14 protein-coding genes are annotated in these 16269 nt (G+C 63.7%); 3 read left to right on the top strand and 11 right to left on the bottom strand.

What is annotated here, in order from left to right; all coding sequences use genetic code 11:
• Nucleotides 1-50: 50 nt before the first annotated feature.
• Both yajC and tgt read right to left on the bottom strand, forming a co-directional pair.
• A complete protein-coding gene (gene yajC, locus IT350_01905) occupies nt 51-410 on the bottom strand; it encodes a preprotein translocase subunit YajC (protein ID MCC6156777.1) in 360 nt (119 codons plus the stop codon).
• 32 nt (nt 411-442) lie between these two features.
• On the bottom strand, nt 443-1555 hold the full coding sequence (tgt, locus tag IT350_01900) for a tRNA guanosine(34) transglycosylase Tgt (GenBank protein MCC6156776.1): 1113 nt from the start codon (nt 1553-1555) through the stop codon (nt 443-445).
• 142 nt (nt 1556-1697) lie between these two features.
• Here tgt and IT350_01895 point away from each other — a divergent pair, with 142 nt between their 5' ends.
• A complete protein-coding gene (locus IT350_01895) occupies nt 1698-3272 on the top strand; it encodes a thioredoxin domain-containing protein (protein ID MCC6156775.1) in 1575 nt (524 codons plus the stop codon).
• Nucleotides 3273-3439: 167 nt separating this feature from the next.
• Here IT350_01895 and IT350_01890 read toward each other — a convergent pair whose 3' ends face one another.
• The 5 genes from IT350_01890 to IT350_01870 all read right to left on the bottom strand — a co-directional run bounded on the left by IT350_01890 (nt 3440) and on the right by IT350_01870 (nt 9368).
• Nucleotides 3440-4489: a hypothetical protein gene (locus tag IT350_01890; protein ID MCC6156774.1), complete on the bottom strand. Its 1050-nt coding sequence runs from the start codon at nt 4487-4489 to the stop codon at nt 3440-3442.
• A gap of 4 nt (nt 4490-4493) precedes the next feature.
• Nucleotides 4494-5618, bottom strand: a complete 1125-nt coding sequence (locus IT350_01885) for a Gfo/Idh/MocA family oxidoreductase (protein MCC6156773.1) — start codon at nt 5616-5618, stop codon at nt 4494-4496.
• Between the two features lie 214 nt (nt 5619-5832).
• A complete protein-coding gene (locus IT350_01880) occupies nt 5833-6318 on the bottom strand; it encodes a hypothetical protein (GenBank protein ID MCC6156772.1) in 486 nt (161 codons plus the stop codon).
• Between the two features lie 102 nt (nt 6319-6420).
• Nucleotides 6421-8058, bottom strand: coding sequence for a glycoside hydrolase family 1 protein (locus IT350_01875; protein ID MCC6156771.1), 1638 nt, complete (start codon nt 8056-8058; stop codon nt 6421-6423).
• Nucleotides 8055-9368, bottom strand: coding sequence for a metallophosphoesterase family protein (locus IT350_01870; protein ID MCC6156770.1), 1314 nt, complete (start codon nt 9366-9368; stop codon nt 8055-8057). Before IT350_01870 ends, IT350_01875 begins: the two co-directional genes overlap by 4 nt.
• A gap of 167 nt (nt 9369-9535) precedes the next feature.
• Between IT350_01870 and IT350_01865 the strand changes: the two genes are divergently transcribed.
• Nucleotides 9536-9976 (top strand): hypothetical protein, encoded by a 441-nt coding sequence (locus IT350_01865; GenBank protein MCC6156769.1) that lies wholly within the window; start codon nt 9536-9538, stop codon nt 9974-9976.
• Between the two features lie 113 nt (nt 9977-10089).
• Here the strand turns inward: IT350_01865 and IT350_01860 are convergent, their stop codons facing one another.
• From IT350_01860 to IT350_01845, 4 genes are all read right to left on the bottom strand, one after another.
• Complete coding sequence (locus IT350_01860; GenBank protein MCC6156768.1) at nt 10090-11235, bottom strand: ATP-binding protein; 1146 nt, start codon at nt 11233-11235, stop codon at nt 10090-10092.
• A 126-nt stretch (nt 11236-11361) separates the two neighbouring features.
• Nucleotides 11362-12027, bottom strand: a complete 666-nt coding sequence (locus IT350_01855; protein MCC6156767.1) for a DNA-3-methyladenine glycosylase 2 family protein — start codon at nt 12025-12027, stop codon at nt 11362-11364.
• A complete protein-coding gene (locus IT350_01850) occupies nt 12027-12380 on the bottom strand; it encodes a phage holin family protein (GenBank protein ID MCC6156766.1) in 354 nt (117 codons plus the stop codon). Before IT350_01850 ends, IT350_01855 begins: the two co-directional genes overlap by 1 nt.
• A gap of 55 nt (nt 12381-12435) precedes the next feature.
• Nucleotides 12436-13779 (bottom strand): HAD-IIB family hydrolase, encoded by a 1344-nt coding sequence (locus IT350_01845; GenBank protein MCC6156765.1) that lies wholly within the window; start codon nt 13777-13779, stop codon nt 12436-12438.
• A 267-nt stretch (nt 13780-14046) separates the two neighbouring features.
• Between IT350_01845 and IT350_01840 the strand changes: the two genes are divergently transcribed.
• Nucleotides 14047-16095 (top strand): hypothetical protein, encoded by a 2049-nt coding sequence (locus IT350_01840; protein MCC6156764.1) that lies wholly within the window; start codon nt 14047-14049, stop codon nt 16093-16095.
• Nucleotides 16096-16269: the final 174 nt, after the last annotated feature.

Below are 16269 nucleotides of genomic sequence, written 5' to 3'. Positions count from 1 at the left end.
ATGACAACGTGCCTTCCATCGGCCCGCGACGCCGCCCGCGCGACACCGACTCAGCCGTTCTTGGCGTCTTTGTCCTTGGCCGGCTCGTCGGTCTTCACGTAGCTGGTGATGGACGAGCGCGTGAACTTGACCTGCGTGTCCTTGGCGATTTCGATCGTGATGATCCCCTTGGAATCGTCGATCGACGCCACCGAGCCGATGATGCCGCTTTGCGTAACCACCTTGTCGCCGCGCTTGAGGCTTTCCAGGAACTTGCCGTGATCCTTGGCGCGCTTCGACTGCGGGCGGATGATGAAGAAATAGAAGACGATCACGATCAGGACGAGCGGCAGGAAATTGGCGATCGCGCTCGCGCCGCCGGGCGCTCCGGCCCCCTGCGCATACGCCACGTCACAGAAAAACCACGGCATTTTCGGTCCCTTCCACGCTTTGACGGGGAGTGTCAGGCCTGTTCGCCCGCGAGGGCGCGCGAACAATAGTCCAAAAAACGGCCGTCTTCAATGGCGCGGCGAGCCCCGTCCATGAGCCCCAGATAAAACGCCAGATTGTGGATCGACAACAGTCGGCTGGCGAGAATCTCCCCCGCGACATACAGGTGGCGCAGGTAAGCCCGCGTGAAATTCCGGCAGGTGTAGCACGTGCAGTTCGGATCGAGCGGCGCGGTGTCGGTCCGGTAGCGGGCGTTCTTGATGATGACGCGGCCTTCGCTCGTGAATAGATGCCCGTTGCGCGCGTTTCGCGTCGGCATCACGCAGTCGAACATGTCGATGCCCCGCGCGATGCCGTCGAGCAGGTCGCGCGGCGTCCCCACGCCCATCAGATAACGGGGCCGATCCGCCGGCAGAAGCGGAGCGATGCGGTCCACCATCTCCCACATCAGGGGTTTCTCCTCGCCGACCGACAGCCCTCCGATCGCGTAACCGTCGAAACCGATCTCCATCATCTCGTGCGCGCTGCGTTCGCGAAGGTCGCCGAACATTCCGCCCTGCACGATGCCGAAGAGTGCCTGATCGTTCGCCGATTTCGCCGCCCGGCACCGTCGCGCCCAGCGGCCCGTGCGCTCCATCGAGAGCCGGGCGTAGTCGTGCGTTGCGGGATACGGCGTGCACTCGTCGAAGATCATGATGATGTCGGCGCCCAGCGCCTCCTGAATTTCGATGGCTGATTCGGGCGTGAACTGGTGATAGCTCCCATCGATGGGACTTTGGAAGCGCACGCCGTCTTCCGTGATCTTGCGCAGCGCCTGAAGCGAATAGACCTGAAACCCGCCGGAGTCGGTGAGCATCGGCCGATTCCAAGACGCGAACTTTGCCAGCCCTCCGAACGAGCGCACCGCCTCGTGCCCGGGACGCAGATACAGGTGGAACGTATTGCCGAGAATGATTTGCGCGCCGAGCGCGTCGAGGTCGTCCGGCCCGATCGCCTTGACCGAACCCTGCGTGCCGACGGGCATGAAAACCGGCGTCTCGACCGGCCCGTGGGCGGTCGTCATGACGCCGCGCCGGGCGGCGCACGCGGGATCGGTGGCGGTGACGTGAAACGAGAATGCCGACATCTGGAACCGAGCGTTGTGAAACGGCGTCCTTTTACGGACGGTTGGCGCGATTGACAAGCGCCGTCGCGATTGACACTCCGGGGTCGAAAACCTAAATTCCCGCGGTGTTTTCGGCCATTCGGGCCCGTTACGGAGCCACAAAATGAATCGGTCCCGCATTTTCGGACTTGCGATCTGCGCGTTTTTTCTCGCGACGGCGATCGTCGCGTGCACGCAGGGCGATCAGCCCGCCCCGAAACCCGCCGAGGTCCCCGTGGCGACGCAGGCGACGCCCGAACCGGTCAAGGTGGACAACAAGGTGCGGGTCGAACTCTTCGTCATGTCACAGTGCCCGTTCGGGAAGGGCGCCGAAGGCGTCATGATGAAGGTGGTGAACACGTTGCCCGGCGCGATCGACCTCGACCTCGGTTGGGTCATCAACAAGACCGATGGTCCGGAGAAATTCAAGTCGCTCCACGGCCCCGAAGAGGTGGCGCTGAACCAGGTGCAGGCGTGCGTGGGGATCGTGTATGGGGACAAACAGCTTCCCTTCATCACGCAGGCCAATGAAACCACCGACCCGTGGCAGGAAACCGCGAAGGCCATGAGCCTCGATATCGCCCAGATCGAGGCGTGCGTGAGTGACGGTCGCGCCGACGCGGAGATGGCGAAGGACGCCGAGGTCAACAAGGCGCGCGGCATCAACGCGAGCCCGACGATCTTCATCAACGGAACGGAGTACGGCGGGACGGTCAGCAGCCTCGATCTGTTCGACGCGGTCTGCAAGGCACTTGGTCCCCAGCAGCCGTCCGTCTGCGCCAACCCGCCGCAATCGCTCTCGCGTTCCGACGGATCGAGCGCCGGCCGATGCGGCGACGACGAAGCCGCGGCGCAGGTCGATCCCTCGCTCGTGGACGAGATGACGATCACGCACACGGTCATCCTGCCGGCCGGTGCGTTCAGCGACCACTCCGCCAAGGTGCTCCAGCAGACCAAGGGTCTGTTTCCAAAAGCCGAGATCGTGCAGATCCCTTCGAGCGATGCGAAAGCGAAAAAGATGATCGCGGACTACAAACTCGAATGGCTGCCCGCGTTCATCTTTCCGAAAGACGTGGAGAAGGCGAAGAGCTTCGCCCGCATGAAGGCCGTGATGATCCCGCTCGGCGACGGCTCGGCGGGCTACCAGCTCGACCCCATGAAGATCGCGTCGAATTACGCGCTCGCGCGACCCGCGACGCCCGGCAGCATCGACATCATCTACACGCCCTACTCTCCGCGGTCGCTCACGATGCTGCTCGATATCGTGGACACGCTCGCCACGCCCGAATTCGCATCGGCGAAGGACAAGGTGCGCCTGCTGCCGTCGCCTCGCATCGACCCCAAGGGCAATCTGGTCGCGCAGCGCGGCGAGGCGGAGATGGAAGAGATCGAGCGCCACGGCGCGATCCTGAAGAACTGGCCGGACAAATTCCGCGCGTATCTGGAAGCGAGGCGCAAGAATCCGGGCGGAACGTATTGGGAAGAGTTCTGCGAGGCGGCCGGGCTTGTTCCCGCCGACGTGAAGGCGAAGGCGCGCGACGCGGCGATGATCGAGTCGCTCAGGACGAGCGCCACGCTCGCGACCGAGCTCGGCATCGGCGTGGACATCATCTTTCTCGTGCACAACCGGGAACTGGTGCAGGTGCTGGATCGCGACGAGTTCCGCCGGCTCGTCAAATACGCGCTCGCCGCGAAGTAGAGGACGGGTTTCGGAATGCGCCAACGCGGAATGGGGTTGTCATTCCGAGCGAGGCCGTCAGGCCGAGTCGAGGAATCCCTTTGAATCAGCGCACATAAGGGATTCCTCCACTCCGCTTCGCTCCGGTCGGAATGACAGCGCAGCGTGCGGAATGCGCGTGTGATGTTTCACATAGACTCGAATTTACCGAACGACCGGAATTTATCGGCGAAGCCGCGCTTCACGTCGCGCTGAAGCGCGGCGGGGGCGGTTTTTCCGAGCACCAGATCATAGGCGAGAATCAGCGCGCCCACGCACGGCTCGTCGGCCAGGCGCGTGATCCTCACGCCCGGATAGACCTTACGGACCGCAACCGAGAGAGCGTCCACCATCGCGGGGTCTTCACCCTTCTGGAAGACACTGCCACCGAGCACGACACGCACCGCCTGCGCTCGATCGGGAAACAGCCGTTTCATGCACGACACGATATTCGCGGCGCACTCGCGACCGGTTTTTTGCAGAATGCCGCGCGCAACGCGGTCGCCCAACTTCGCGGCGCGAAACACGAGCGGCGCGAGTCCGTTGAAACGGTACTCCGACCGCTCCGAATCGAAGTACGTGAGTTCCACGATGTCGACCGCCGTCGCACAGCCGAGCTCTTCCGCGATCAGCTTTGAGAGAAGCGTCTTCGGGCCACGTCCGTCGGCCTCGCGAAAACACGCGACAATGGCCTTCCAGATCAGGTCGGCGGAACTGCCTTGGTCGCCGGAGAACGGCCCGAAGCCGCCGACTTTGACGTGCTCGCCCTCGGCGTTGAAGCCCATCGTGTTCGAGCCCGTGCCCGCCACGCTCGCCACGCCGATGCCGTTCGTCGTCCCGGCGCGCAACACGAGGGTGGTGTCGTTGCACAGCACGAATGCGCCCGAAGGATCGATGGGGTCCAGAATTTCCCGCACGATATCGAAGTCGGCCTCGCGATCGGCGCCCGCCACACCGTAGCCCGCTGCGATGATATCGCCGGGTTCGGCGTTCGCGGCTTTGATCGCCTGTTCGATCGCGTTTGCGATCTCGATGCGCGCGAAGGATTTGCCGTTGCCCTGAAAGTTGCCGCAGCCCGCGCGGCCGAGCCCCAACACGCGGCCTCTCATGTCGGCCACGGCGGCGAGCGTTTTCGTGCCGCCCGCATCGATGCCGAGCACGAGCCCTTCGGCGCGCGCCGGTTTGCCGACTCTCTTCATGGCATCACGCCTTCTTGGTCTTGGCGACCGCCCGCGCCGCCTTGCGCCGGGCCTTCAGCCAGATCTCCACGGGGGTCTTGTAGCCGCCGGGGTCCTTGAACGGAAAGTCGATTCGCTTGCCCGTCGCCGCGGAGAGATATCCCGCGATCATGATTTCGAGCACCACGCGCCCGTCGATGCCGCTCTCCAGCGGCGTGCCCCCATTCCGGATGCAGTTCACGAAGTCCTGCATCTCCTGCGGGTAGCCGTTCTGCCAATTTTCCGCCCAACCCGGGTGCGTCCAGCCCTTGCCGGCGTGATCCTCGTCGCCCGCCGAGCCGGGTTCGGAGAACATCTTCATCCCGAATCCGTCCTGCAGCAGCGACGTCTGAATGACGCCCTTCGTCCCGTGGATTTCGGCGCGCGATTCCATGCCGCCCTTGAGCGTCCAGGACGACTCCACAAGCGCTTTCTTGCCGCCTTCGAACTCGATGATCATCACGCAGTGGTCGTCGAGTTCCATCATCCCGGCGTACGAATACAGTCCGAGATCGCAATACACGCTCTTCACGGCCGGCTTGCCGAGCGTCCAGCGGCAGTACTCGATGGCGTGGCAGCCCATGTCCATCAGGATGCCGCCGCCCGCGAGATCGGCCTGAAAGAACCACGGCGAATACGGCCCCGCGTGCTTTTCCGACTGCTTCACGAAAAACACATCGCCGATCGCTCCCGAGTCGGCGAGTTCCTTCGCGCGGACGAATTTCGGGATGTAACACAGCTCCTCGGCGTACCCGATGATGACACCCGCTTTTTTCGCGGCGGCGATCATCTCGTCGGCTTCGGCGAGCGTGAGGCACAGGGGCTTTTCGACGATGACGTGTTTGCCCGCGCGGATCGCCTGCAAGGCGTAGGGCGCGTGGAGCGAGTTCGGCAGGCTCACCGTCACGGCATCGATGTCCTTGCGCGCCAGCATCTCTTTCAGGTCGCTGTGATGGGCGGGGATCCCCTGCGCCTTGCAGAACGCCTTCGCGCGGATCTCGTCGCGGCTGTGCTGCGCGACGACCTTCACGCCCGCGAGCGCGCGAAACGCCTCCATGTGCGTGACGGAAATCCAGCCCGAACCGATAATGCCGATGCGTACGGTTTTCATGGAATTTGCCCTCGAAGAACGCCCGATGACCGGCGAGCACGAATCGCCGTTCGCGACCGACGAAGCTATACACGCCCCATCCCCGCGACGCAAGAAAAACACCGCGCGCGACACCGGGACTCTCTGCGCTTCATCGGGAGGCTTTCGGAATGAACCCGGGGAAAGGGCGATGGGAACCTTTCGAGCGGCGACGTCTCACGCCCGCCGCACGAATTCACTTCGGCGGAAACGAAACCCCCGACTTGAATCCGACGAGTTCCGCCTTCAGTTTCTTCAGCAGGTCCTCGTGACGCATCCGGAATTGCTCGAAGAACGTCTTTTGATTTCCCAGCAGGTCCTTTTCGACGCGTACGTAATATTGGTGCGTCTCCAACTCGGCCTGCCCCATCGCCCGAACGAGCTCCGCGCCGCCGGAAATCGTCGGAAACGGCTTCATCTTGGCCTGAAACTTCGCGAACTCCTGATCGACGGCCGCGGCGACCGCCTCGCGGGCGCTGTCGAACTTGGCCAGCTTGCCGGATTTCTGAAGGCGATCGTAGGTCTTTCGCACGGCGTCGAGATGGTCGTGCCGTTCCTTGGCCATGTCACGAAGGATTTCGCGGGTCGATTCGTAGGGAGACTTCTCCGAGGCCTCGCGGTAGGCGTCACGCGCCTTCATCTCATATCGGATTACGGCCTCGAGCGCTTCCCTCACGTTCATGGCGCACACCTCGCGGGCGGGCATCGCCCTTCGTGAACTTATGATAACAAATCCGTGACATATGAGTATAGCCCCTGCTTAACTGAAAGTGAGGTCGCCGGATCAGTCGATCGGATACGCGACGGCCAGTTCGCGCGGGACGCCACCGATCGCCGCGACGCGGGCGTAAACGTCGGCAATCTCACGCGGGGTGCGAGGTTTGGACGGGTCCGCGGCATCCATGGCGAAAAGGCCGACGGGGAACGTGGAGCCCTTGTTCCATTCGATGTTGTCGATGAGAGACCAGTAAAAATATCCCCGAATATCCGCGCCATCCTCGATTGCGCGCGAGAGCCAAGACAGATACTCGACCAAATATCTTGTCTCGAGATCGACGCGGTCTTTCGCGATCATTCCGGCGTTGTTCTCGGTGATGAAAATCGGCACGTGGTATCGCTCGGTCATGTAGAGCGTCGTCTCGTAGAGCCCGCGTGGGTAGACCTCGTCGAAGACGACCGTGAGCGGATTGAGGGTGAGCAGCGGCGTCGTACCGGGCAGCAGCGAGAACGGCAGGCCCTCGACGGTAATTCGCACGTAGTAATTGAGTCCCCAGAAATCGAGGCGGTCGGTCCAGCCCTCGCGCACCTCTCCCTGCCCGTCCAGGTCGTCATCCCATAGACCGAGGCCCACGCCGTCCATTACGAGCAGGTTCCACAGATAGAAAATGTTTTCGGCGGTCTGCGTATCGAGTGGATTCGTCTCGTCCAACGCGCGGACCGGGGCCATGTTGTAGACGAGCCCCACCTGTTCGTTCACGCCGTCGCCGTCCGCGTCGTCGGTGTCGCCGTCGCGCACGGCGTCCACCATGCGGGCGTGCGCCTCGATCATGGTTTCGGTCGCGAGCACGAAACTGTCGCCGTCGAGAATCGCGGCGGGGGGATTGGTGCGGTCCGGCGTCGGCAACAGGAAGCCCGGAAGCAGCACCGAGATCGGCTCGTTGAGCGTGAGCCACCAGTCCACGTCACCGCCGAATTCGCGCGCGACGAAACCGGCGAACTTGGCGATTTCCGGTACGATCAAATCGGGATCGAGCCACCCCCGCGGCGAACACGACGCGAGATCCACCGTGCAGCCCACGCCGTCGTGAATCCACAGCGGCAGCGTGTAGTGGTTAAGCGTTACGACCGGCGTCAGGCCACGTTCGCGCATGGCGGCGAACAGATCGTGATAGTGCGCGACCGCACCCTCGTTCGCGACGGCGCGAAGTTCGTCGAATCCCACGGTGCCGACGGTGGACGTCGGAAAGATCCGGCTCCACTCGATGCCGAGGCGATAGGCGTTTCCCGCCAGATCGTCCGCGATCAGGTCGAAATCCTGCTCATAGAGTTCCCACTGGCCGGGACCGATGACGGCAGGGTCTTCATCCGAGAGAAACGTCCGCGCCATGGCGCGGGTTTCGTCCGCGACCATGTACGCGTACCAGTCCGAGCCCCGGTCGGCGCACTCCTCGTCGGAGAGCGTCGGGCAGCCCATCTCGTGCTGAAATCCCGCCGAGGCGGTCCCGAAGAGGAACCCATTGGGGAAGGGATACGCGATGTCGGGCGAAGCGTCGTCGTCGACATCATCGTCGGCGGCGTCATCGTCCGCGTCGTCGTCGCCCGGCCCTGAATTGGCCGAAGGGTCATCGTTGCCGGACTCGCAACCGGACGCGATGACCCACACCGCGCAACCGATCAGGATCAGCGCGGCGCGGCGAGTCATTGCGTGATCTGGTAGGTATCCACGAGATTGTCGTCGATATCCCATGCCTCGATGTCGATGGTGGGGCCATCCACCGTCACGCCGGTGAAGTGATGAACGCCGGCCCAGACCTCGACGTGCTCGTAGTCGCGCGCCCAGGGGTCAAGCCCGCCGCCGCCACCGCCCGAGATGATGTAGGTGACACCGTTCTTGGTGCCGCGCTCGTAGTTGTGCGTGTGTCCCGAGAAGTAGATGTCCACGCCGTACTCCTCGAAGAGCGGAACGAGAAACATGCGAACCATCGGCTCGCCGTCGTAGCCGACCCAGCCCTCGCTATAGGGCGGATGATGCGCGTAGACCACGATCCAGTCGGCATTTTGGGCTGCGTCGCTTTCGAGCTGGTCCACAAACCAGCGGTATTGCTCCGACCCGGGGATGTAGATCCACGTCGTGTTGAGCGCAACGAAGAACGTATTGCCGTACGTGAAACTGTAATAGCCCCACGAACCCGGCTGGTAGAACGAGTCGAAGTAGAAGGGCGAATTGCCGTCGTGGTTGCCCATCGCCGGGAAAAACGGCGTTGACTGAAGGAACTGCTTCGCCGGTCCGAAAAACTCGTTGTCGTAGTCCCCCGGTCGCCAGCCGCTGCCGACCAGATCGCCGACGTGAAGCGCGAAATCGGGATCCCAGTCGTACGCCGCGGCAGCCACCTGTTCGTGGACATCCGGGTGGTCCTGCGTGTCGCCCCAGACCGAGAACGTGAACGGCTCCGACGGATCGTCGGGCGCGGTGATGAAGTCCTCGGTCGTGCTTTGCACGCCGCACGACTCCACGCGATACGGATACACCGTGCGTGGATCGAGCCCCGTGATGACCATCTCGTGCTTGCGCACCAGATCGTTCGACAGAATGCTCTCCTCGGCGCGGTCCTCCACCCCCCAACGCACCATCGAGTAGCCCGGTTCGTCGGTGCGCCAGCGCACGCGCACGCTGTCCGTCGTCACCCACTGCAGGTAAGGCTCGCGGACGATGCTCGCCTCGCATTCCGCGGGCACCGAGTCGTCGTCGCCCGTGTCGTCGTCCACGTCGTCGTCCGCGTCGTCGTCCGCGTCGTCGTCCGGCAGCGGGGGAAACGTATCGTCATCGGCTGCGTCATCATCCGATGTGTCGTCGTCGGTCGCGTTGTCGTCGTCGATCGCGGCGTCGTCGTCAACGGCGTCGTCATCGACCGCCGGACCGCCGCCGCCGTCGCCGTTATCCGAATCGCCGCCGGAACACGCGGCGAAAACCAAAGTCATCGCAAAGACACACGAAAGCCATTTGATCGACATCCAGACAACTCCCGTGAAAAATCTCCGGGTCGTCCCGAAGACAAATCGCGAGATCATACGACGCGTCGAAGCGGTTGCCTATCGGGTCGGTAACGCTTTTTGGCGTATGTTGTTCATGGAATGGGACGGCGCAACGCAACCGTTGCTCTTCGCAAACTCTCATCGTTTTGCGCGGCTGCGACCGGATTCCAGAATTTCTCGATGAATCGCTTCATTTCCGCCGTATAGCCGGGTCCAACGAGTCCCTTGCTTCCCCGTTCCGGAATCAAGGCATCTCGGATTTCACGACGCTTCGACCGCCTCGCGAGGTTGACGATCACGGTTTTCGGGTGAACGGACGGCAGCCGAACTTCCTTTTCGACGACGGCTTTCGAAATCCCGAGAAACTTCGCCATGGCGTCGTGATCCGCAAGCAGCCAGTTTTCGAGCATTCGAACGGCGAGTCGCAATCGAAACGTCGTTGCCAAGCCTTCCGGAAGTTTTTCGGCGATGATCTCCGGCGCGCACGAGTCAATCTTTTCCAGATCGGCGAACCCAGCAATGCGAACTCCGGATCTTTTCGCAGCCTCGTTTCGTCGCTTCGCGTCCATCCAGAATCGTTCGTTTGATCCCGAGATCACGGGGCGCCATTCTCCGGGAAGTGCGTGTACCAATTCTAGGACTTTTCGAGCAGCCACCGCGTCGAGCGGTCCTTCCGTCACCACGACCTGAGGAATGAACGTCAAAGGTCCGCTCCCGAAAACAGAGACATCTGGTCGGTAACCGTCCGCGGCGAAATCGTCTCGTGCGCCGTGAAGCCCGCGGCCATCAGGTTCGCAACCTCGGGGATCTGAGCCCCAACGACGATCTCGGAGCCCTCATGCACGGGTCGAACGAGCAATACCTCCTCCGGTGCGACACCTTCGTCCTGAAGGATCTGCTCGCTGTGCGTCGAGAGAATCACTTGTCGCCCGGAACGCGAACGTTGAGCCTTGTAAATGAAGGGCGCCATCTGACGGACGATCGCGGTGTGCAGGGAGAGCTCCGGCTCCTCCAGAAGCAACGGGCCCGCGCGCTCCTGCAACGACCAAAGCAGGCCAATCAGACGGAGCGTGCCATCGGAAAACTGAACCTCATATTGCTTCGCACCGTATTGCCGCCAGTGCCGGAAATTGGCGAACAGTCTGGGGCGCCCGTCCTGGTCGATCTCAAAGTCCAAACTCTCCAATTGCGGAACGACGATCTTCATAATCGCTCCGATGCGTCTCAAGCGCGCCGTCCTCGTTCTTGGCGTTACGTCCTTGATCTGATTGAGGAGGTCGCGACCGAACTGGTCCGGGGATTTCCCCGAACGTCGTGGGAGTTGCTCTTCCCGAAGTAGCTGCGGAACCAGATGGAGGTACGTGATCGAATCGAAGAACGCGACCATTTCGCGAAATTTTTTATTCGCCGTAACCTGCTGAATCGCCGTCTGCGTCAGACGCTCACTGTCGCGCCTGTCCGCTTTGTCCGGCCGATCGAGAAGCGTCTCGATTTTTCCGTCGGTCGTAATTCTCTCGACCGCTTCCCGAAGCACTACTGGCGTCTGGTCGCGCTTCGTTCGGCTGTTGAACACAAGACCGTATCGGAAGCCATTTCCTTCTTCCGATCGAACGTCGACCTGAATCTCGACGTTGGGATTCTGGCGTGCGAACAGCGATCGGACGTGACTGACTCCTCCGCGCCACTTGTCAACCGCCTGTGCCAGACCGCCGCCGTCCGTGGCGAGATCCCGGAGAAAGCGAATGGCATCGAGAAAGTTCGACTTGCCCGTCGCGTTCGGTCCCACCAGAAACGCTCGCCGCGCCAGTTCGACATCGACCGACTTGAAGTTCTTCCAGTTTTTCAAAACGACTCGCGTGAACCGGAATGTCGAGGAACTCATCGACTTTCTCCCGAAGTTTCAGCCATTTGAGCGAGTCGAAGCATATCACGTCAACGAACCGCCGGTCGATATGGGCTCGACCGAGTTCGCTCATTCCACCGGAACCTTCAAATCCTGAATTCGCCACAGGTACAGGCTGGCGAGGCTGCGGTACGGCGCCCAGCTTTCGCCGACGGCCAGCACCTCGGTAGGACTGGGCAGCTCGGGCCGCCGATGGACGATCTGGACGCCCTTGCGCACGCCCAAATCACCCTCGGGCAGCACATCCGGCCGCAGCAGTGTGAACATCAGAAACATCTGCGCCGTCCATCGCCCCACGCCCTTCACGTGCGTCAGCGAGTCGATCACATCCTCGTCGTTCAGATGACCGATGCGCGTGAAACGCACGGTCCGATTCCGGGCATGCTCGGCGAGGTCGATGACGTACGCGGCCTTCTGAGCCGAGAGCCCCGCCGCGCGCATGTCCTCGAAACGCAGCGCGCCGATCGCCTCGGGTGTCACGCGCCCTCCGGGGCAAAGCGCCGCGAAACGACCCCAGATCGTCGAGGCCGCCTTGCCCGAAAGCTGCTGGAAGACGATCGCCCGCGCGAGCATCTGAAACGGCGTGTGACCCGTCCGCTTCGCATAACGCTGCACCCCGTGCGCGTCGATCACCGCGGCGATCGCGTCGCCGAGTTTCGGGTCCGATGCCGCGAGCGTTCGCTCCGGTTCGGGCAGGTGCGCGTGGCGGTCGCGTGCGGCCCGGCCGCGCGCCATCAGTCGTCCATCTCCACGCCGATCAGGCGGCCCGCGATGGCCGAGACGATCGACAGAACGAGCGCGGCGAAGATCGTCGTGCCGCAGCCCTCGACATGGAATCCCGGCGTGAGCCACGAAACGAGGCCGAGCATCAAACCATTCACGACGAGCGCGAAGATGCCGAGCGTCACGATGGTGATGGGCAGGGAGAGAATCGTGACCACGGGCCGGATGACCGCGTTGACGATCCCCAGCACCAGCGCCGCGAAAATGAACGCGAACGCGCCCGAGAAATGGATGCCGCCGAAGAGGGCTTGAATGACGACCAACCCGGCGATGTTCGCGAAAAACCGTCCCCAGAACGGGTTCATGTCCGTCTCCCGCGCATGGCGATGCCCGCCCGCGCTTGTGTTCCGGAAAACGTAATCACCGATCGTCCTGTTCGCAAGGGCGGCGCAGTTCGTCCAGCGCGTCCGCGAAGCCCTCATCCAGACACGAGGCGACCACACGGTCGGCCGCGTCGCTCACATCGGCTTCGGCATTGGCCACGGCAAAAGCGAGCCCCGCCCGGCGCATCATGGTCAGGTCGTTCTCGCCATCGCCGATCGCGACTGTGTGGAAGCTCGGCCAGTCCGCGTTTGCGAGTATCCACTCCATACCGTGCGCCTTTCCGTCCTCATTGCCGAGCATCTCCAAAAAATCCGGCGCGGTGCGCACGCACGCCACGCCCGCCGACGCCGCCAGCGCGCGCACGTCGGCCTCACGCGGATCGCCGCTCGGCACATAGGTGAGGATTTTGAACGGTTCGTCTTCAGGGACAACGCGCTCGACGCGGCGCGGAGCGGACTCGTAGTAACGCGTGAGCCGCCTGATCTGTTCGTCCGTCAGGTGCGGAGAATCCGAAAGCAACTCGGCGCGCACATAGACGATGTACGCGATCCCCATTTTTTGAAGCTCGTCGGTGAGGGCCAGATGTTCGGGATCTAGGTGGTAGAGCGCACGAACGTCGTCTCCGTCCACCACGAGCGCGCCGTTGCCGGAGACGTGCGGCCCCGGCAGGCCCAGCGCCCGCTGCAACAGGCGGATCGCCTCGACATGCTTGCCCGTCGCAAGACTCACGCGCCCGCCCGACGCGACGTAGTCGCGAATCGCCCTGCGCGTCCGCTCGCGCGGCATCTCGCCCGGGCCGACCAGCGTGTTGTCCACGTCGACAAAGACCCACGGCAGCGAGCCTTGACGTTGCGCGATCCGAGCCAGCACGCGCGTCCGCGCCGCAAACATGCGCGGCTCGGCGTCCGGTTGCGACCGCGTGACGATGTGCTCCGCGCCGTAACGCACCGCGATTTCGCGCAGGTGCTCGTTCGCGGTGATGCGCTCCCCCGTCGGCAAGGTGCGCAGATCGCAGAACGTGAGCGCGTCGGCGAGCGGCGTCGGCGCGATAGGCGGAAGCGCCGCGTAGAAGTCGCGGACACGGGGATCGAGCGCGGCTTCTTCCGGCGCACCTGAGTGCGTAAGCACGGCGGCCACGACTTCGTCCGAGTAGCCGCGATGAGCGCACCACACCGCGCCGTCGAGTTGGTGGAATCCGGTTCGCGACACGTCCGGGGTGTAGCCGATGTCGTGCAGATACGCGGCCGCGACGAGATCCGCCTCGAACACCACCCCCAAACCGAGCTGCGGCCCCAGTTCGCGCGCCCGCGCGGCCACGGCGCGGATGTGCCGTCCGCGATGCGAATCGCCGAATAGCGACGCGACGAATTCGTCGCCCAACGCTTCGACGGGTAAACGTCCAGGATCAGGGAATCGTTCGCGCAACCAGTTCGCGATGGAGCCCAAAGGAATTCTCCGCGGGATCGAACGAATCGGTGCGTTTCGGTATCGCGGACACGCGGAAAAGTCCAGATCGAAGGTCGCCCCCTCCTCGTCCCTCGCATTCGCTCGGCCCCCCTCTCCCGCCGGGCGGGAGAAGGGTCGGGGGTGAGGGTCTCAAGCTTGTGGCACAGCCGCCCCTGGCTGTGCCAATATGCGTGCCTTCCAATGACACGCACGCGGTCGCCAGCCATCGACTCGACGCATTCCACCTCAAACCCGGTGGGCGCTTGGGCCGCGCGCGCGGTTTGCGTCGTCGCCGTTTTTGTACTGCTCGCAACGCTCGGGCATCCGCCCACGCTGCCTCCGGGCACGCCGTCCGATCTCGCCGTCACGGCAGTGCAGTTCGACCTCGGCCTGAAACTCTTCGCCCTCGCGATCTGCGCGGGCTTCCTCGTCTTTTCTCGAAACGCATTGCGGACCGACGGGAGCGCCGTACGCGACGCGTGGAGATCACGAAGCGACGCGATACCCGCCTTTCTCGTCGCATTTTTCGCGCTGGCGGCGCTCGGGCTGTTCGCTTTCGGTATCGTCAGCCGATTGGCGACCGCATGGGCAACCGGGTCGTCGATCCTGAACGAGTTCGCGTTGCTGGTCGGGCCAATTGCGCGGATCGGGATCGTGTGGGTCTTCGCGGCGCTCGTGCTCGCGGGTGTCGGGCTTCTCGTCGTGGATCGATCGCCGGGCCGGGTTCCCCGAATCGGCGAGACTTTCCTGATCGGATGGGCGGTTGTCACGATTTGGCTCGTCGCGTGGCACCTGTTTGCGCGGATCGGACTCGCGAGTTGGCTCGTGCCGGCCCTGGCGTCGATCGTGGGTTGGATTCGGTACGCGCGCTCGGGCGGTTTGCGCGCCGATGCGCGACCCGGCGCGTGGACGATCGCGGCGCTCGTCGCCGGGGCGCTATGGGTCGCCAACCGCGCCCTGCTCGGCCCGCGTCTGCCGGACTTCGGCTTCTATCACCTGCCCGCGATCAATTGGGCGCTCGCATACCCGGCAGTCCCCGGGCTCGGAAACCTGCACGGGCGGCTGGCGTTCAACAACGCGTCGCTGCTCTTCTCCGCCGCGCTCGACGCACTCTGGCGCGGCCACAGTCACTTGCTCGCCCACGGTCTTCTCTTTCTCGTCGCAACGGCGCGGTCGTTCGCCGCGCTAGGACGGTTCTGGCGAGGTGAATCGCCCGCCGCAAACCTCTTCGTCGCCGCGTTCGCCCCGATTCTCGTCGTCTGGTCCGCCGGGCCTTTCGTGAGCAGTCACGCGCCCGATGCCTCGGTGGTGATCGCGAGTTTGTTCGCCGCGGAGTTGTTCGTAAGCCGCGCGGCGACAGGGCTCCACCGGCCTTCGCGCGTGGTGTTCACGCTCGTTTGCGCGGCGGGCGTGGCGATCAAGCTCAGCTTCGCGGTCTTCGCCGCCGCCCTCTGGATTTTCGATGCGCTTCGCACCCGCGCGGACGAAAGTCCCCGCGAGCGTCACTGGGTCGCTTTCGCCCTCGGCATCGCCATCCTGATGCCGTGGATCGCACGCGGTTTCGTCCAGAGCGGTTATCCGGCGTACCCGGTCGCCGTCGCCGGGCTCCCGGTCGAATGGACGATGCCGCTCGACATGGCCGCGCACGACGTGAAGATCATCAAGGCGGTCGCCCGCGACGGGCATCGCGATCCCGACGCGGTGCTCGCCGACGACGCGTGGTTCCGGCCCTGGCTCGCCCGTACGGCGACCCGACGGCTCGACGTGACGGTTCCGCTGGCACTGTTTTTCGTCGGTTCGCTCGCGGCGTTGCGTCGGCGAGCAGTCCCGCGGGGGATGGCGCCGCTTGCCGCCGCGTCGCTCGCCGCGCTCGTCAACTGGTACGTCATGGCGCCCGATCCGCGTTTCGCCGCCGCCATGTTTTGGGTTCTTGGGGCAATCGGGGTGTTGATGATCTCCGGCAGCGAACCGGAGACCCCGCAACGGACCGGGATGGCGGTCGGCGTGATCGCCGGGGCCGTGGGGATTCTCATCATCACGCACGTCTTCACGCCAGGGCTCCACGTGGGCGTTCGCACGCTGCCCGACGTGAAAATCGAAATGAAATCAACGGCTTCTGGACTCGAAGTCGTCCTCCCGCCCGATGAGTTGTGCTGGAACGGACCACTCCTGTGCATGCCCCGATTGGACATCCGACTGCGTCTGCGTCGCGCCGAAAACCTCGGTGCAGGGTTCTCCGCCCGACCCTGATCGCCACGGATTCGCCACGATACCGAATGCCGGTCATGAAAAATTCTGTTCTTCGCCGATCTGAGCGGATGCCTGCCGGACAGGGGCGGTCCTTTCGTCGTTTGGGCTTGTTGACGACTCAAACTTCGAAGGGGGTCCGCCGATGTCCGCCGATCAGGAGCTTGTCGCGCACTT

Source organism: Deltaproteobacteria bacterium (assembly GCA_020845895.1).
Taxonomy (GTDB): Bacteria; Lernaellota; Lernaellaia; order JACKCT01; family JACKCT01; genus JADLEX01.
Note: the sequence above shows the minus strand (reverse complement) of the source record. Positions and strands in the feature narration are given on the sequence as shown.